This is a genomic window from Bacillus cereus group sp. MG1, from assembly GCF_040460035.1.
GTDB classification, from domain to species: domain Bacteria; phylum Bacillota; class Bacilli; order Bacillales; family Bacillaceae_G; genus Bacillus_A; species Bacillus_A cereus.
Window position 1 is genome coordinate 4,443,461 of the sequence record NZ_JARVGY010000001.1, and the last position, 19,441, is coordinate 4,462,901.

Below are 19,441 nucleotides of genomic sequence, written 5' to 3' on the forward strand. Positions count from 1 at the left end.
TATATAAGCATAAACTTGTTAAAGCTCAGTGTAATTCTATAAATAGTAGATATAATTATCTGAAAAATAACATTATTTACTTTTCGAGTAGGATAAGTAAAAAAAAAAAGGAAGTTTTTCTTTGAAGAAAGCTCTTTTGACAGGAATAGATTTTTTCATAACTAGAACAAATAAATTAATAATCACATATACTGTATTGTCGTTAAAGCAAGACATTATTTTCTCAGAACAAGGGAATCACTAGAAAAATACGTGATTCCTTTATTCTTCAATATAATGTCAATAGTTGATTTGAAATAACCGAAGAAATAAAATTTTTGTTAATGGACAATCACATAATTTTAGGTATAGTAGGTTTATAATTTAGACTATAAAAATTAATGTATCTTTTATTATTTTAACCAAGAAGACTCCCTCCATAAGGAACTCACAGCAAGTATGGGTAAGTGGGAGTAGTTCAAAGCATGCAATATTGTTTGATTTGGCTAATACATAGATTTCTCATCTCAGAACTGGTGTAAGAATTATAATGTTTATACCATTCTATTGTATTTTCTAAAGTCTGTTGTAGGGACCATTTTGGCTGCCAATTAAGATTGAATTTTGCTTTGCTAATGTCAAGGTTTAGTAAATTTGCTTCATGAAAATTTATTGGACCTATATTTTCTGCTGTCCAATCCCCGCAGCCCCAAATATCTAGTAAACTTGTCACTAATTTTTCTACTGAAACAATATTGCTTAGGGATGGCCCGAAGTTCCATGCTCCTGAAAAAAGGATACCATTATTTATAATTTTTTCTGTAAGGAGTAAATAACCGCTTAAAGGTTCTAGTACATGTTGCCAGGGTCTAATAGCAGTAGGATTTCTAATAATAATCTTTTTGTTTGATTCTAATGCTCGTATACAATCGGGAATAATTCTATCTATTGACCAATCACCACCACCAATTACATTACCAGCTCGAACACTTGCAATTATTTTCTTATGTTGAGAAAATTTTTCTTCTGAAAAGTAAGAATTACGATAGGAAGAAATTAAAAGTTCGCAGCATCCTTTGCTTGAGCTATATATGTCATGGCCGCCCATAGGGTCAATTTCACGATAACCCCAAGGCCATTCTTTATTTTCATAGCACTTGTCACTTGTCACCATAATTCCTATTTTAGCTGATTCATGTAATCGAATTGCCTCTAGTACATTCATAGTTCCTACAACGTTTACCTCGTATGTTTCTCTAGGATATTCATATGAATACTTAACTAGAGGTTGGGCAGCTAAATGGAATACAATTTCAGGTTTATAATCTGTAAAAACGTTATTTAATTTATTAAAATCTCTAATGTCTCCACGAATATCAATTATATTATTTTGAAGGTTAGTAATGTTAAAGTTATCATTTTTATTTTTAGAATCTAATGAATATCCGATTACAGTAGCACCTAATTCATTCAACCATAGGGATAACCAAGAACCTTTAAAACCAGTATGTCCAGTAATTAAAATTCTTTTTCCGTAAAAAGCATTATTAAAGTTTTGGTTTAACAATTAGTCCACCTCCTTTAGTACCCTATTTTTAGGGGGTTAGGTATAAATGTTTATTATTTTTATACCAATTAACAGTTTTTATAATTCCTTCTTCAATATTAATTCTAGGTTCCCAGAAAAGAGAGTTTTTTATTTTTTGCACATCCGCTTCAGGAACCCATCTTTCATTTGTTCTAGAGGAAATTGCACCGTAATTTGGTCTGGAATTGGTTTTCAAATGTTTGAATAATAATTCTACATAATGTTTCAAGGGGTGAATAGTGCCGCTCCCAATATTAAAGATTTCATTTTGTACAGTAGTATTTTCTACGGCTAGGATACAGGCATCTATTACATTTTCTATATAACAATAATCTCTTAATTGATTACATAAAGTTAAATTTACATCTTTGTTTTGTAATACTCGCAAGATTATATAGCTAAAAATTTTATGCGGCTCTTCGCCTTCTCCGAATATGCCAAAAGGTCTTAATGTTATAAGATTAATATTGTTTTCGCTAGCAATTTGATGGGCGAGTATAGTAGCAGCAGCTTTGGTACTTCCATAGATGTCCACAGGAGTTAGTAACATATTTTCATGAATAGGTTCCATCTTGTTACCGTATTCAGAACTACTCCCAAAATTGATGATTTTTTTACAATTCACCAATTTTGCTGCTTGAATAATGTTACAAGTCCCTATAACATTTGTTTCTATAGCATGGATGTAATCTGTATGGGCAGAATTTACACCATAGGCTGCCAGATGAAAGATATAATCGGGATTAATTTTCTTTATTGCATCTTGTACTTGTTTTTTATCTCGTATATCTACTTCATAGGTTTCAATATATTTTAGAATATCCTTTAGTCTCCAAGAGTTTGATGGTGTTCTTATGAAAAGAACAATTTTTGCTTGTAAATTTAAAAGTCTTCGTGCCAAGTGAGAACCAATAAAACCGTATCCACCAGTAATAAGGAAAGTTTTATTTTTAAATGAAGCAATCATAGTGATAATCTATCCTTTATTAAGATGTATTTTTAGTTGCTGAAATAAATAGATTTATTTTTAAATAAGGAAAGTATCAGTCTTAATTGTGATGAGTGGAGGGGTATTTAAAATAATTTTTTATTGTTGTTGTATCAATTTGGTCAGCAAATAAAGAGGAGGGAGATTTTTGAAAAGTATTATGAAGGGTATGACATGTCTTGTTCAATTGTTCAATATAAGGAATGTATATATAATCTAAAACTGCTGGAGGTAATTCTAAAGTTTCTTGTTTCCATAAATCGAACTCATTTGGATTAATAATTTGCATACTTCCAAAATGAAAAGCTATTAATTCATCTTGATCAATAAAAACTTTATTATCTGTTTTGGATATAGAACTGCTATTTAAAATGACATTCCAAGGTGCTGCATCAATACCTTTATGAGTCATGATTTTTATATTAGAAAAGATGTTAGGAATGTGATTTAAATATTTTTGGTCACCCCATCTATTCATTTCAACATCATATTGATTATTGCAATATTCTAGGCATTTATCTTTCCACCATGTTAAAATTTCTTTACTATTTTGATCGTTCTTGAAGCCTACTAAACCAGCTTGGTATATACCGTGTATGCTTTCAATTTCAGTAGAGCTTCTTTGAGGGCAAAGGAATACAGAGTACTTCCACCATTCATCAAGAATGATATTAGGTGCTGTAAAGAAATACATATCAGCATCACAATATATAATGTGATCAACTTCCGGATAAAGACTAAGGACATGTAGACATAGGGGCGCTTTTAATGTCCAACAATACTCTTGTAAACTTCTATCATTTTTTATACTGAGGAGTTCATGATTTTCAATTTCTTGTACCGGAATTAGTATGGCGTGCTTTAATTTTAATTTTTCTAATATTTGATAAGTTAAATCATCCATACAACAGATCCATACAGTAAATTTAGCGTTGAAATTTTCTAAGGAATAATAAGAGGTCAATCCTTGAATTAATCGTTCTTTACTTATAATCATGGAAAAGTTCATAAAATGATTGGATTGATTCATTTTTCTTCTTAATTGTGAATCTTTATATAAAGTTTGAGCTTTATTTATATCTTTTTTACTTAAAAATTGTTTAGTATCTTTATTGAATTTATCCTTTAATTGCTTTAAAACAAATTGAATTCTCTCTAAATACGGAGTGTAAATATGGTTTAATATATTATTGGGTATTGAAATTTCTCCCAAAGACCAAAGATCAAAATCATTTTCAGTAAAGATAGTAATACATGCAAAATGGTAAACAACTAGTTTGTCGTTTTCAATAAATATATCGTTTTTAGTCTTGTCAATTTTATAATCGTTATTATATATACAGTTCCAAGGTGCAGCATTTATACCTAAGTTATTTGAAATTTTTACTTTTGGAAAATATATAGGGATATAATCTAAATACTTTTGGTCTCCAAATTTCCCCTCCTCAGCCTCGGCACTGCACCAATCTATACATTTATTTTTCCACCATCTTACACTTTTTAGTCCATAGAGATCATTCTTAAATCCAATTAGACCAGCCTGATATTTTCCATACATTTTTTCTACCCAATCACGATCTCTTTGGGGGGTTAGGAAAATAGAATGGTCACCCCATTCCTCAAAAATAATATTAGGGTCAGAGAAAAAGCATAAATCACCATCACAATATAGAATAGATGGTAAATCATAATTGACCAATAAATATTCTATCAAGACAGATTTTAAAGTCCAACAATATTCATTTACTTTTCTTTTTCTCTTAATTGCTTTTAGTTCACGATCTTCCAATTCTTCAACTTGTAAAAGGTTTACATTAATTAAACTCATTTCTTTTAATAGTGAATATGCAAAAGGATCTATACAACAAATCCACAATGTGAATTTTTCTGAGTACTGCATTAATGATTGCTGTAAAGCAATAATTTTCAAGACATACTCACTACCTACAATGACGCAGAAATGATTATTTAGATCATGTTGTTGATTATAGAATTGGGGATCAATTCTTTTTTGAGTATTTTTTTTGGAGAGATTTGAAGCTTTAATTCCTGTTGAAAGTGGGTTAACTATTTTCTCATTAGAGGGGATATACAATCGAGGTAAACTTATTTTTTTATCATTAGAGTTCAATGCTTATTCAGTCCTCTCCACTAAAATTTATTTGGATTCCAACTTTCATTTACAGTTTTTAAATCTTTAGGTGTATCGACACTAGCCCAAAAGTCATTGTGTTCATAGACTGCGAGCTCATTGTCTTTTATTAAATTTCGAAGAGGATCTTCTTCTAGAACACAATCATCATTATTACTTAAATAATCGAATATTTCTTTGTTAAATACAAAAAAACCGCCATTAATTACTTCATCAAGTAATGGTTTTTCTTTAAAATCAATAGCAATTCCATCTTCGACCGCCAATAGGCCGTATTGACTATTTTTTTTAATTCCAGTTAATGTAGCAATTTTTCCTTTTTCTTTATGGAATGCTATTAGTTGATCAATATCTATATTGGCTAATCCGTCACCATAAGTTAATAAAAAGGTTTCACCCTGTACAAAGGATTCAAGTTTTTTTAGTCTTGCCCCGGTCATTGTATCAATTCCTGTATCTATAAAGTGTATATTCCAATTTTCTAATTTCTGAAGTAGCGTATATTGACTGGTTTTAAAATTCAAACTAAAGTCATTCTCTTTCCAGCTAAAGTCCATAAAATATTCCTTAATTTTCTCACCTTTATATCCTAAGGGCAAAATGAAATCAGAATGTCCATATTTTCTATACCAATTCATTATATGCAAGAGGAGAGGCTTTCCTTGAACTCGAACTAATGGTTTGGGAATGTCCTCTAAAATTCCTTGCATCCGAAGCCCTTTTCCGCCACACAAAATTATGACTTTCATAGATTTATTTCCTTCCTCTCAATATATTTTACTAATTTAAACTATGTAGTTTGTTTGGTAAATGTATACACGGTTGTAAATGTCAAGATAAACATGTACATTTTCGCTTGTTTAAGCATGTACAAAATCAATCATTTTCTTTGCTAAAATGATCTTTAATTCGATAGGATTGTCCTACAATACTGACCACCGTGGCATGATGTAAGACACGATCTAGTATGGCATTGGCGAGTTTAGGGTCCTGGAATACTTCGTCCCAAGACTTGAAGTTGATATTGGTCGTTAGGATGGTACTACGCTTTTCATAACGCATATCGATTAATTGAAAGAATAATTTTGCATCCTCCGGATCAATAGGCAAGTACCCAATTTCATCAATAATAAGTAATTTGTATTTTGTATAGTGCTTTAAACGAGATTCTAGGCGATTCTCAATCTTGGCACGTTTTAAATTTTGAAGTAAATCATGACATTTAATAAAATAAGTACTTGTTCGCTTTTTAGCTGCTGCTATACCAATAGACGTGGCCAAATGGGTCTTACCAACACCACTAGGTCCTAAAAATACTATGTTTTCTTGTTGCTCTAAGAAACGTAGAGAAATAAAATCTAAGATTTGTTGTTTATTAATACTCGGCTGGAATTCGAAATCAAACTCATCAACCTCCTTTCTATGAGGAAATGCGCCCATTTTCACCATAGAATGAATCATATTTTGTTCTCGTACATCAATCTCATAGTTTGTCAGTTTAACAAGTGTCTCTACGAAGGATAATTCATTATTAATGCTAAAATCGACTACGTCACCTAAATGTTGTGCCATTTGTTTTAATTTTAAATACTCTAGGTTTGTTGTTAATTGTTGATAGCTATTCTTCATTTCTATATACCTCACCAATTACTGATAAATTTTGTTTCGCCAAATTGTCAATGTTCGGATATTTAGGTAGTGACTTAGCCAATGCTTTTTTATAATGTTCTTCTTTATAATTGAGCTTAGATTGGCTGATTTTATGTTGTACAATTAACTTCATGTTATGATAAACATATATTTGATTATCATATACTTGTAAACCGACGGTTTTACCTTGATATTCAGCTGGAACTGAGTATTGATTCGATTTGTAAGATATCATGCCTGATGTATTAACTTTTACAAGTTTATGCTTAATCATATAGGAATCTCTTATCGCGCTCTTCGGGAGTGGTTGTAGGAGATTCTTTTCCTGTTTTAGGGCAAACACTGGAATCTTACCAGTCCCTTGATGAAATGTTTGATTAATTCTTGCACATAATTTTTGCACAAATTCATGTAATTCTTCAAAAGTGAATCTTCCTTGATAAGCATGAATTTCGTCTAGAAGTTTCATTGGCGCTTCTACTTTCCCTTTGGTATTTGGTCGCCCTGCGATACAAGGTTGTACCTTAAATCCAAAATCTTGAGCGAATTGGGCAAACTTATTGTTAATCGTTCCTGTAAAGTGTTCTGTTCGAGCTTCATCCATTACCGTCTTCATATTATCCGTGACAATTACCTTCGGTACACCACCAAACATTTCAAATGCCTCTGTCATAAATGACATTAAAACACTTTGTGATTTTGAAATATTCAAATGAAAAACTTTAAATCTCGAGTAGGACAATAAAAGTACAGCTACATTCACATATACGATTTCGCCACTTTTGGTTTCAAATCGTATGCTTTCTTTCCAATCTAATTGAGCTTGTTCTCCTGGAGGTGTCTCATAACGGACACCCACTGAATGACCTGATAAAATACGCTTCCCCTCATCAAAATATGTTCTAAATTCAGGCTTTCTATTAATATAAGCACGAAATGCAGACTGTGAACATTTTAAACCGTGATTGTCTGTTAGATACTGCCATAACACTCGTTTGTAGTAGAAGATTTGTTTAGAATCACTAGATAAAAGAGCTGCAATCACTTCATAATATGTATCGATTTTCGATGTTTTATTTTTTGTCCCTTTTGGTGTAAAACCATTCAAATACTTATCTATGGTACGCCGATCCACATTCAATTCTCTGGCTAATTGACTTTTATTTATCTTCATTTTTAAGTTCCCCATTAGTTTTTTAAAATTTGGTAAGTCTGAAAGACTTTTAACCTCAAATTCTGTTTGAATATCTAGCTTAATATACATACTAACCACCTCAGAGTCAGTATGGAGAATCCAATTGAAAATGTACATATTTATTCAAGCGTTAATGTACATATTTAAGTTAGCATTTATACACGGTTGTACCATAATGACAATCAACTAAAAAAAATATGTTAGATTTATAATTCAGATGTTGATTAAACGTGGAGAATACACATTGTAGTTTATCATTAATTATATGTAAATTAGGTTCTTTTAAAATCTATGCTTTAGTTTATTTAATATTGATGAAAGAAATTGCTTGTTCTTAAGATAAAAGAAGGGGAAGGAAATCAAGGGAATTGAAGAAGCTTATAATGAAATATCCAAGAAGACAAAATATAAGATAAAGTATGGAAGTAAGTAGTCGTGAATGCACTACATAAGCAGAATATGCTGATCGCATAAATGATTATACAGAAATCAACAGAAGAATAACAAAGGGAATTAGCCATTTGAAGGAAAATGGAACAACTATTTTTACATTTTATAAATTCAAAAAAGAGCACCGCATAAAGGTGCTCTAGTGATGGAACTAATTTTGTAAAGAACTATTTATTCAATAAAGAAGGACTTACGAATTATTATATGAACGTTTTGTTAATTAAGTGTGTATCAATTAGACAGGAATTTTATTTCTCTACACCTATTTGATTTTACGGGCCAAATCATGTTAAAAGTAAGAAGAAAATTATTAAGTTAATGTTATTTTGTTTAAAATAACATCCCAATCGGAATCATCACCTTCCCATCTATCCTGATAACGTGGGAGTTCAATTGAACAAACCCTCGATATTCCCCAATTTTGTTCAACAATATTAGATATACCCTCCTTGAAATTAACAATAAGGATATTAAAATCCTTATTTGTAATTTTAGATAATACGTTTTGTAATTCAACCGCTTCATCTCGATTTCCCCAAATTCTAATGAATAAAATGGATTCACTACTATTTATTTTTTCAAAGAATCGATTAATTCTAGTGTCTAATTTAGCTTTAAAAGAAGGATAGGTTGATTTCAAATCCTTTTCTGAATTAATAGGAAAATCATGCATTGAAAAACAATTATAATAAGTGTCCTTTATACAGTAGGTAATTCGTTCTGCCCATTTAATTTGATTATCAAATTCTGATTCAATAAGACCGTAACTTTCTGAACCTTCTATAACCATATTTTCCAACTTCATAAATTTTTTAAATCGATTTTGAAGTAATCTGTTTACATCTGAAAGTGATGGATAATAAAACCAATCTAAAGGTCCAGAAAATGTTCTTAAATTGTGTCTTTTGATTTGGTTGGTGACTTGACACAATCCTCCTAAACTTACAATTACGCCATAGGATTTTTGTATATCTTCTAAGTTCATCCTCATCATCCTTTATAAAAGTAATTTAAATTATCTGTTCAGTATATGATGCAATAACATATTGATGTGGACCTATATATCACAGTACATAGAGCTAAGACATTTGTATAAATTTAAAAAGTCAAATACCTAAGTTGAGGGATTTCATCTTTGACGTTATATCATGGAGTTATTATTGGAATGAAAGCTGGTAGGGATATTGCACCAGAGTTATATATTCTCCAGTAACTTAATTTAGAAACCTGTGCTTGTTTACTATAGGAAAATTGTAATCCTAAAAAAATACTTAGATAAAAAGAAAGATCTAGTAGTTAGCATTTAACCATTAGATCTTTCTTTGAATTAGTATCTTTTACATAATAATTATTGAAGAGGGAAAATTCTATTAAGAAATGCTATTAAATATTAGACTAATTTCTAATGGTCCCAGTATCTTTTATTTTGACGTGTGTCTTTACATTTATTTTAGCCTCTGCTAACGCTTGCGACCAATCTCCTTTTACTTTTTTCCACTCTTTATATTGAAATGCTTTAGCATATAGGGATAATCCGATTGGATCAATTTTATTCTGCTGTATTTCATACAACATATTTTGTAAATTATTATTAATTTCTTTTTGAATAGCACTTTTTAAATTATTTATATTTTTTTTATTATCATAGTACCCCTTAATTAAATTAGGATTGGTTTTTTCTATTAAAGCTACATTAGCATATATATCGAGATTAAATACAAACTTTCCGTTTTGAAAAGTAACATCTACCTTCCTTGTCGCGTTCTGTACGAAGATAGAAGTATTTGTTTTTTTGTTGGAATTTTTAGGAGGAAGTGCAAGGTGTAGTATCATTCGCCCGTTACTTTTTGGCTTATTTATAAGATTGAAAAATTTAACATCTTTTTTAGGGATATAAGTCAAATATTTCCCTTTTCGATTTAAAAATGCAATTCCTACTGTGTCGATTTCATTCTTTGTTTTTTTGATAATTGGAACAGTTTGCGTCATTCCATCTTCATTTTGTTCTCTCATTAATTGCTGAATTGTAGAAGAGACGGATTGGTTATTTTGAATTGAGGATTCGATTACACCATTTATATAAGATGATAGTGATGGTTTACTAGGCTTATAAATTTTAAAAATTTCTTCTGCAGGCCCATCTACAAGTACTACTTTAGCATTAATGGTAGCGTAAGGATCACGGTAAGAAGAATCAAGCTCCTGCAACCAATTTGCTTCTTGCGCTAATTTTTTCCCAATTAAAATGATTTCAGCTTTGGAAGCTGTCAGATATCCCGTTAACTTCGTATCTATCTTACTGAATCCATTATATACAGTTGATGCTTGTGTCCAATGCTCTATAGTACTTTTTTGCTGCTTATGATGAAAGAGTGGTATGCTTGTTCCAACTTTTATGTTTCCATTAGAGGTTCTATCCAAGCCAATTAAAAGGATTAATGAAACCTTCTCAAGAGGAATTCTCTGACTACAACCAATTATATACACACAACAAATTACAATCCATATCCATTTTCGAATCAAAGTTGTTTCCTCCTAGTAATCCAAGTAAAAAGAATACTGTAAGCGAAAAATAAGATTGGTAATAGAATAAAGAAAATGACATTTAAGATATCCATAAGAGAATATATAAACAAATATTCATCCACATCGGGATTTAGGAAAATAAATAGCCCAACTATAAATAACATAAAAGCAAGCAGCGCCCAATTTCGGGCGTTTTTTTGAAGTGATATGGTCATAGATTCAAAACTGAAAAATAAATACGGATATAAAGTAGTGGAGAATACAATTAAATAGTAAGCGATATAAATAATTTCTAATCGTTCCATGAAAGAAAAACGAACCCCTTGTAACAAATGAAATACGGGCCAAATTACGTCTTTTATCCCCTCTGGACTAAAGTATATATAAGAAAGAATAGTAACATATAGATAGAAAAACATGGTTCCAGTATTCGCTATTAGTAGTCCTTTTATGGCCTTTTGTTTTTTTTGTAAGAACGGATATATATAATATGCAATTTCTAAGCCAGCATAAGGAGTAATAGTTTCTTTTGTTGCCTTTAAAATAGGGTATAATCCCTCTTTAAAAATAGGTAGTAGGTGTAAAGGATTGTAGTTACTCTTTAGTGAAAAAAGAAGAAATAGTGGCATCCAAGTAGTGAAGAAGAAAACAAGCATAGAATAACTAGTAAGAGCCCTTAACCCACTCAAGGCTAAAATAATAAAAGGTAATAGTAATAATATGGTGATTTGATAAGCAGGAGTGGAAGGGAATATCCACACTTTTACAATATCAGTTGCCTTTAATAAAGTATTAAATCCAGCAAAAAATAGATAAAAGGCATATGTAAGAAAAAGAATTGTCCCTATCCATTTACCAAAGTATGTTTTTAAGATTTGTGAGAAATTTTTGTTAGGATTTTTTTGTAACATTAATATAATAAATACACCGATTATAGAAGTAACCATCCATCCAAGAATGATTGAAATCCAGCCATCTGTGCCAGCAGTAGTTGCAAGTGGGCTTGGCATAATTAACATACCAGATGCAAGTTGCAGCGAATGGATGAAAATAATAAATTCGAATAAAGTTATATTTTTAAATTTAAGATTCCCCATGTTAACCACCTTCTTTTTTCTTTCTTTGTTTCGGCTGCCCTGTACTCGAACGGCTGGTAAGCATAGAAATAGGAAATCTTACAAAAGAATCTTTTAACTCTTGGAGACGAAATGGCGCGATTGGCAATCCATATGGTGAACCATATGAAGTTAGTGAAACAAAATGAGCAAATAAGAGCATTAATCCACTAACAATACCTACAATGCCATAAAAGTAAGCCAATAACATCATTGGAAAACGAATAAGGCGTATAGAACTTGATAAATCATAATTAGAAACAATAAATGAAGCAATGGCTGTAATAGATACGATGATAACCATAACGTTACTAACAAGACCAGCTTGAACAGCCGCTTGTCCAATTACAATTCCTCCAACTATTCCAATGGTTTGTCCAATTGGTTGTGGTAAGCGAATACCCGCTTCACGTAGCATTTCTAGTGTGATTTCCATTATAAAAGCTTCCAATAAGGGAGAGAAAGGGACTTTGACTCTTGACGTTGCAATAGAAGTGTATAAATCTATAGGAATGATTTCAAAGTGAAAAGAGACTATAGCTATATAAAATGCTGGTAAAAAAATAGCTATAATAAATCCTGCAAATCGTAATAAGCGAAAAAATGATGCAACGAGCCAATGAATATTATAATCATCTGGAGTTTGAAAGAATCCAATTAAATTCATTGGAACAATCATTGCGCCAGGGGATCTATCCATTAACACCGCTACTTTTCCATCAAGTATATGATTTGAAATAGCATCTGGGCGTTCGCTTAAATAAGCCTGTGGAAAAGGAGACCAATTTTGATCCTTTGTAAAATTAGATAGTTCACCAATGCTCAATATTGCATCTGTTTTAATTTTACAGATTCTGGTTTCTACTTCTTGGACTACATCTGCGTTTGCTACATCACCTAAGTAAATTAAGTATACGAAAGAAGTGGCCCGTTCTCCAATCGTCAACTTTTTGATTTTTAACTCTGCAGAAGGAAGATATCGACGAATTAAGCCTATATTTTTTGTGGCATTTTCAATGAAACCATCATGTGATCCTTTAATAGTAACTTCTGAAATTGGCTCTTGAATTGCTCTCTCTGCCCAGCCTTTTGTATTTATTAGAAGTGACCGATTTTCTCCTTCCATAAATAGTACACATTGCCCCTCAAGTAATCCTTCTTTAATTTCATTCCATGTATATACTATTTTGGTATGAGTAGCAATAATATTAGAATTAAATATTTGACTGTCTTCATTCACTTTTTGTAATAATGGTGTAACAACATTGCTTTTTAATGCGACACTATCTGTAAGTCCTTCAAAATAATATAGTAAAATATTTGTGCTTGTTTTTAATTGCAAAGGATGTTCAATTAAATCTGCACTAATATCAAAGATATTATCTAGTGTATTTTTAAGTTGTTTTAAGTTATTTGTTTGGATCTTTTCAATGTTTTTATCTGTTTTAGTTTCTAAAATCTCTTCATTTAAAGACAAAATTGACACCTCTTTAATATATAACGATTAGTTGTATTTATTATTTTTATAAGATGGAATTTTATTCACAAATTCAATTAAATTGGGAACGGAAATTAATAATTGAGAGCAAAAAAAGTAGAGGTGATTTGTGGGGGAATCTAAGTATCAAGATAGAATTGAAATTTGAATGATCATAACAAAAAAGAACCCTTGATAGGCTCTTTTTCATAGTTGATAAATATATTGTCAACAATAGATGGCGTTTAAGGTAGTAATTTAGATATCTTTAAGTTCATCAGCTGAATTTTGTAGGAAGAACTCTTTTTTCATATCTTAATGCTCAATTAAAAAGACAGTACATTTATTTGGGTGTTCTAGTGTAATTAAAGTTTGCGCGCTAACAAATTTTGTTTAGGGACAAAATGTTTTTTTCTGAATTAACAGAAAAAACGCGCAAAATTCCTATTAATTATTTTGGTAGGTATCAAATATTTCTTTGGCCTTATTTTCTTGATATTACCGTACGTTTATATGTTTCTAAGGGAAAGAAATACTTTCATGTTACCATCTATTGTTTGATTAAGATGGTAACATGAAAGTGAAACGTTTACAACCAGAAAATAAAGAAAAAATATTAAAATACGACTTTTTTCGACAATTATTCTATGTCTATATTTAATTTTATTATAGGAAAAGGCGGAGGGAAGCGGACCTTTTCCTATAAACTGTTTTGTTGGAATTAGAAATAACTAAAAAAGTAATAATAGCTTAAAATTAAAATGAAATTCAATGATAAAGTTATTATTGAATTTTTGAAGCTCAGATATCTTGAAAGTATGGTCAAATTTTAATCCACTTTGCGTTTCTTCCTTTTGTAACTAGCTTAATATGGCCAAACAGTTGCAAGGAATTTAAAGCCTTACTGATTGTACTCTCTGCAATGTCTGGATAAGTGTTACGAATACTTTCCTTAGTAAAGGGTTGTTTTTGTTTAAGTATAAAATCCTGAATTCTCTCAACTTTAGTATGTTTACATATAGAATCTAGAACTGTGTTATGAAGATCTTTGTAAGCCTCTAATATAATGGTTAAAAACGTTTTTAACCAAAAGCTATTATTATGTTCCTCGCAGTACCAATTCACCGAAGATTTATAAAGCGAATTGTAATAATCAGATTCATGTTTCTTAATATATTTATCCAAACATACATATTTTACAAATGTATGTCCACTCTTAATTAACAGCAATTGCATTAACATAAATGCCAGCCTGTTATTACCTTGATTGAAAGGGACTATGCAATAAAAATTTAATATAAAACGAGCTATTAATAAAAGTGAATGTAGCCCCTTACTAGTATTTAATGAGTTGTATTGATCACATAATTGCTCCATAAACTGTGGAATAAGTTCATGCGGAAGAATGCGGTAACTATTCAAGTGCATTCCATGTTCTGGAATTCCTGGAATGATAAAAGGTTTTTCACGCCATTTGGCACTGTCAGAGGTAATGTAATGTATTAGTTGAAAATGTAATTCCTGTATAGTTGCTGGATTGATTAATAAAGTACAGGAGTTTTTATGTACAAAAGAAAGTGTTTGATAATAGCAAAAAATAGCATCTTCCGAAATATTTTGAGGTACGATATCATCTAAAATAAGTTCTTTTAATCTTTTATTAGGAACTTTTATATCCTCATAAATAGTTGTGAAATTTTTTATGTAATGTAGTGGTATAGTTTTTTCTAAGCTATTAAATATGTCTGGGTTTTGTTCCTGATAAGCAGCTAATTTTCCTTTGAATTCGCTAATTTCACTTATTAAATTTATTAACCTCCTTTTTAATTCAATATTTTTATACTTATCATCAAAAAAGTCTCTCATTTTTGTTCCCCCTGTAAGCCCTTAACACGTTGTTGCATATATCTTTCCATTCTAAAGGTATTCCACGAAATCATTGTAAAATAACGACATTTTCGTTCTGATTTTAAATATATATCAGAATCTATATTTTTATTTAACAATTAAAACATGGAAATTATAAAGAAGAATCGTTAGGATTCAATTTTAATAGGCATAATCCTAACATCAAATGTACAAATGTACAATAAAAAAATAAAAAATATAAAACTAGCGACTCTTTTGAAAGATTATTTAAAAGGGTTTTAAGAAATTGTAAGTATAGAGTGCTTTAGTTTATCGATAAATATTGAAGTGGTAATAAAATTTTCATAGGTAATCATAAAGTAGATAAACTATTAATTTGTGACAATTATGTGTCTAATCTATTATATACTTTTATGAGAATTCTAAAATAAAATCCTAAAGAGCCGAATTTTCTATATTTATCATAAAGATTAGAAGAGGCGTGTTGATGAAATGTATCATTTTATATAAAAATATGTAACGTTTAATACTCGTATTGTAAAATATTTTGACATCCGTTAATTTAAATATTAGGTACAGGAACATTTAATAAAAACCCAGTACTAAAATACCCTTTAAACGTTTCACCCTAAGAACCTTTTCTAAAGCACACTGAAGTTCATCTTTTGTTTCTGTGCCTTATTAGATAAAAATAACACAATAAATTATTAAAATTTGATAGTTAAAACTAGATTTTTAAATACTTTCTCTTTTCTTAAACGTTAACAATTTCTTGATAATCTGTTTAAAGTAAGGAAATACAGAATAGAAAATAGCTATTAATAAAGAAAATACAGTTAAGCTAGATACCTTAAGTTATTTTATAAGTAATTAAGCGTTAGTTTGAATTAGTAGGGGTATTATATGTGTTTTAACCTCAAGTGTATATGTTTAAGGTTAAAGGATTTGTGAGTGGTATAAAAGTAGCGGAAGTCTGGAAGAAACGGATATAATCGGTTTTTTCCAGACTTTTTTTCTTTTTGTAATATAAAAAATTTATTTTTCCTACATGAGGATTTTTTTGTTTTAATATTTGAATTTTTTGTGAAATTAAATGGGGTTTTTATTCTTCTTTTAATACATAATGTTACAAAATTCCTTAATTGTATTTACTTTATTTTTATAGGAGATTAAAAATAATAATAAATGTACCAATTTATGAGAGATATTAATATATTAATTGACGATTTGTTCGTTTATCCCTATATTGCTATTATATTAGCGAAAGCAATATATTGGGGGGACAAAAATGAAATTGAAATTAACATCTAAATTGGAAAGATTAAGAACAAGTAAAAAGGGGATTGGTGCTTGTGTTTTGGCTGCAGGCATGACGGCAATCACAATGACTCCTCAAAGTGCGTATGCACATGGGTTTGTTGAAAAGCCGAGTAGTCGTGCTGCTTTATGTAGTCAGAATTATGGGGCATTAAATTTAAATTGTGGAAATGTAATGTATGAACCTCAAAGTCTAGAAGCACCTAAAGGATTTCCAGATAGTGGACCGATTGATGGGGAAATTGCTTCGGCAGGAGGATTGTTTGGAGGTATTCTTGACCAACAAACATCAAATCGTTGGTTCAAAAACACAATTAAAGGTGGAGTAAATACATTTACATGGAAATATACAGCGCCACATTCTACAAGTAAATGGCATTATTACATTACCAAAAAAGGATGGGATCCTAACAAACCATTAACACGTGCTGAATTAGAACCAATCGGAACTGTGAAACATGACGGTTCGGCCGCATCAAATAATTTAACACATACAATTAATGTACCAACTGATCGTAATGGTTATCATGTTATTTTAGCTGTATGGGATGTAGCAGATACGTCAAACGCTTTTTATAATGTAGTTGATGTAAATTTAGTAAATAATGAAACTCCTGATACAGTAGCTCCAAGTCAACCAACTGAATTAAATGCCTCTAAAGTTTCTGCCAATAGTGTTGAAATAACATGGAAGGCCTCCACTGATAATATAGGTGTAAAAGAATATCAAGTGTTACGTAATGGAGAAGTAATTGATACGGTATCAGGTACAACTTTTATTGATAAAAAATTAAAAGCAGATACGGAATATACTTATACAATAAAGGCATTAGACTCTGCTGGAAACATATCAAAAGAAAGTGAAAAACTGAAGGTTAAGACAACACATACAATCCCAGATATAGAGGCTCCAACTCAGCCAAAAGGATTACATAGTATGGGTACAACAGCGACAACTGTTAATTTAATGTGGAGTCCGTCAGAAGATAATGTAGGTGTTGACCATTATATTGTATATAGAGAAAGCGCTGGGGTTATGAATAAAATTGGGACGGCGGCTAATACATCTTTTATGGATAAAGATTTGAAGGCTAATACATCGTATAAATATGTAGTGACGGCGGTTGATTTAGCTGGAAATGAATCTAGTAGAAGTGATGTTTTGAATGTAACAACAAAGTTAGAGGATCCCGCATATGAAAAATGGGATGCAAGAAAAGCATATACTAAAGGTGATAGAGTAGTACATGAGGGGAAAGTGTACGAAGCGGTTCAAAATCATCAAGGGAATGGCGACTCAAATTGGATTTTTGCTTTATCGCTTTGGAAGCCAGTTTTGAATAAGTGATAAGCTGAAAAAGGTAGTTAACAATTTTGGATTGCTCTTTAAAAAGTAAGGGTCGTTCCAAGCATGAATTATCTAATGGTTTAAATGGTATATTAATAAATTTAATCATCATCCTAATGTTAACGAATTAAAATCAAAAAAGAATCCGAATGGTATTCCATCAAAAAGGAATTCCATTTGGATTCTTTATTTTCTAATTTGTAATAGCATATATTTTCACTGTGAATTTGCTAGTGGCACCAATTGGACTTGCAATATAATATTTAGTATTTGTGTAAGCTTCAGTCCTAGATTCATGTAAAATATTTTTCCAACGAGTAGAATCTATTCCTAGGGAAACATCAATCATTACATTGAAAGAAATAGTAGAAGGATAATCTTTTTCTGAAGGCTCAATAACCCATTTTAATTCTTTGGTACCTACAGGTAAACTATCAATTTTAAAGTTTTGGCTGGATCGATTTTGTTGCCCTGATAAAGGACTAGATTCAGATGATATTTGTGAAATTAATATTTCTTTTTCATTTGAATGTATACCATTTAATTTAATGATACTATCAATTAAACCTGGACCGGGAAAATCAGCTGCGATGATACCAGAATGTTTAATTGCGCCTTGTTGTAAGAGTTCGGTCCCAAGTGTATTCATCCCCCCATAGTATACTTGTCCGTTTCTATCGCGAGGAAAATCACTCCACGCATTAGTGGAATTCGTTTGAATCAATTTAGGACTACTGTCAGTATTTCTGCTCTCTTTTCCGCTTGCAACAAACCAAGGATATACATTATTTAAAAATGCGGCTGCGCCTCCCGTACCACTAAAATGGTTGAGATAAATTTTTTCATTATTAAAATTAGTATTTGTATTTTGTAGATGGTTTTTTATCGCAATCCATTTTGTATATATTTCGTCTGGTCCGCTTCCAATTTCAAATTTATCTTGTATATTCAAACCTTCGTAATCAATCCCGTACAATTGAGCGGATGTAAAGTTTTGTAAGATTACAATTTTCCCGCGGGTATCTCCTAAAGTAGGGTTATTTCTATCTGAAGTTGGTACGGAATTAGGATCCCAAAAATATGAAGCATTAACGTTTTTATATTTTAAAAATATCTCCTCAAATGATAGAGATCCACTTTCAGGAGTAGTTTCTTCTTTTAAGCGCATTAATATTGTTTCTGTTGGATGATCTTTTAAAAATTGAATGGTCTCTTTTAACACATCTTCAAACACAGCTTTTTGATTTACAACGCCATGATACATTGCAAAAGAATCTTTTACACGTTTAACACGCATATCTACATATCGAATTCCGGAATTTAATTGTTGGGATAAACTCATAGTTTGATTTCTTGTCAAATTTTCATCAAGAAAACTCGCTCCATGTAAAGCCATCGTACCGTGAGTCCCTGGAATAGATATTTCACTTATTTTTGTTGAATCTTCTATTTTCGACATCCACGATGGATTTTGATACCCTATATTGGATTCATAGGAGTAACCTGGATGACTATCAGCTAAAATAGTAGATGGTCTATTTAAACTTGCTAGTGTAATACAAGTAAGGATGCTAATTTTAAAGAAATTTCTCATTTTTATTTTGTTCATTTTTTCTCTCCTGACCTTTAAACAATTGTTAGATGATTTTTTACTATATTTATTGTTTTTCATTCTTAAGATAATAAATTTTTGTATTTAAAAATAATTAACAATAGGGGGGAGTAAGTTATTTGAGACTTTAATAATTTTTTATTATAAATTGTCCCTAATAGTCAAACGGATTCTT

Annotated in this window: 13 protein-coding genes; 1 reads left to right on the forward strand and 12 read right to left on the reverse strand. The window is 30.6% G+C overall.

Going from position 1 to position 19,441, the window contains the following annotated elements; genetic code table 11:
- Positions 1-457: 457 nt before the first annotated feature.
- From rfbG to QCI79_RS23315, 11 genes are all read right to left on the reverse strand, one after another.
- Complete coding sequence (rfbG, locus tag QCI79_RS23265; protein WP_000934341.1) at positions 458-1,546, reverse strand: CDP-glucose 4,6-dehydratase; 1,089 nt, start codon at positions 1,544-1,546, stop codon at positions 458-460.
- Positions 1,547-1,574: 28 nt separating this feature from the next.
- Positions 1,575-2,534, reverse strand: coding sequence for an NAD-dependent epimerase/dehydratase family protein (locus tag QCI79_RS23270; protein WP_000561953.1), 960 nt, complete (start codon positions 2,532-2,534; stop codon positions 1,575-1,577).
- 82 nt (positions 2,535-2,616) lie between these two features.
- Entirely contained in the window at positions 2,617-4,686 is a 2,070-nt protein-coding gene (locus QCI79_RS23275) for a hypothetical protein (RefSeq protein ID WP_001087523.1), read from the reverse strand.
- A 20-nt stretch (positions 4,687-4,706) separates the two neighbouring features.
- A complete protein-coding gene (locus QCI79_RS23280; RefSeq protein WP_000864432.1) occupies positions 4,707-5,456 on the reverse strand; it encodes a sugar phosphate nucleotidyltransferase in 750 nt (249 codons plus the stop codon).
- Between the two features lie 127 nt (positions 5,457-5,583).
- Positions 5,584-6,336, reverse strand: a complete 753-nt coding sequence (istB, locus tag QCI79_RS23285) for an IS21-like element IS232 family helper ATPase IstB (protein WP_000798699.1) — start codon at positions 6,334-6,336, stop codon at positions 5,584-5,586.
- Positions 6,326-7,621 carry an IS21-like element IS232 family transposase gene (gene istA / locus QCI79_RS23290; RefSeq protein WP_000275580.1) on the reverse strand — a complete coding sequence of 432 codons (1,296 nt, stop codon included), beginning with the start codon at positions 7,619-7,621 and terminating at the stop codon, positions 6,326-6,328. The genes istB and istA overlap by 11 nt, the downstream gene beginning before the upstream one ends.
- Before the next feature lie 691 nt (positions 7,622-8,312).
- The gene (locus tag QCI79_RS23295) at positions 8,313-8,987 is read right to left on the reverse strand and encodes a papain-like cysteine peptidase (RefSeq protein ID WP_001047152.1); all 675 of its coding nucleotides are present in this window, start codon (positions 8,985-8,987) and stop codon (positions 8,313-8,315) included.
- 410 nt (positions 8,988-9,397) lie between these two features.
- A complete protein-coding gene (locus QCI79_RS23300; RefSeq protein WP_000619985.1) occupies positions 9,398-10,525 on the reverse strand; it encodes a Ger(x)C family spore germination protein in 1,128 nt (375 codons plus the stop codon).
- A complete protein-coding gene (locus tag QCI79_RS23305) occupies positions 10,522-11,625 on the reverse strand; it encodes a GerAB/ArcD/ProY family transporter (RefSeq protein ID WP_000527362.1) in 1,104 nt (367 codons plus the stop codon). The genes QCI79_RS23300 and QCI79_RS23305 overlap by 4 nt, the downstream gene beginning before the upstream one ends.
- Before the next feature lies 1 nt (position 11,626).
- Positions 11,627-13,120 carry a spore germination protein gene (locus QCI79_RS23310; protein ID WP_000055694.1) on the reverse strand — a complete coding sequence of 498 codons (1,494 nt, stop codon included), beginning with the start codon at positions 13,118-13,120 and terminating at the stop codon, positions 11,627-11,629.
- Positions 13,121-13,942: 822 nt separating this feature from the next.
- Positions 13,943-14,986 (reverse strand): Fic family protein, encoded by a 1,044-nt coding sequence (locus QCI79_RS23315; RefSeq protein WP_001204210.1) that lies wholly within the window; start codon positions 14,984-14,986, stop codon positions 13,943-13,945.
- Between the two features lie 1,291 nt (positions 14,987-16,277).
- On the opposite strand from QCI79_RS23315, the gene QCI79_RS23320 reads away from it, so the two are divergent.
- Positions 16,278-17,654: a lytic polysaccharide monooxygenase gene (locus QCI79_RS23320; RefSeq protein WP_000769026.1), complete on the forward strand. Its 1,377-nt coding sequence runs from the start codon at positions 16,278-16,280 to the stop codon at positions 17,652-17,654.
- A 193-nt stretch (positions 17,655-17,847) separates the two neighbouring features.
- Here QCI79_RS23320 and QCI79_RS23325 read toward each other — a convergent pair whose 3' ends face one another.
- Entirely contained in the window at positions 17,848-19,263 is a 1,416-nt protein-coding gene (locus tag QCI79_RS23325) for a phosphatidylinositol-specific phospholipase C (RefSeq protein ID WP_001033590.1), read from the reverse strand.
- Positions 19,264-19,441: the final 178 nt, after the last annotated feature.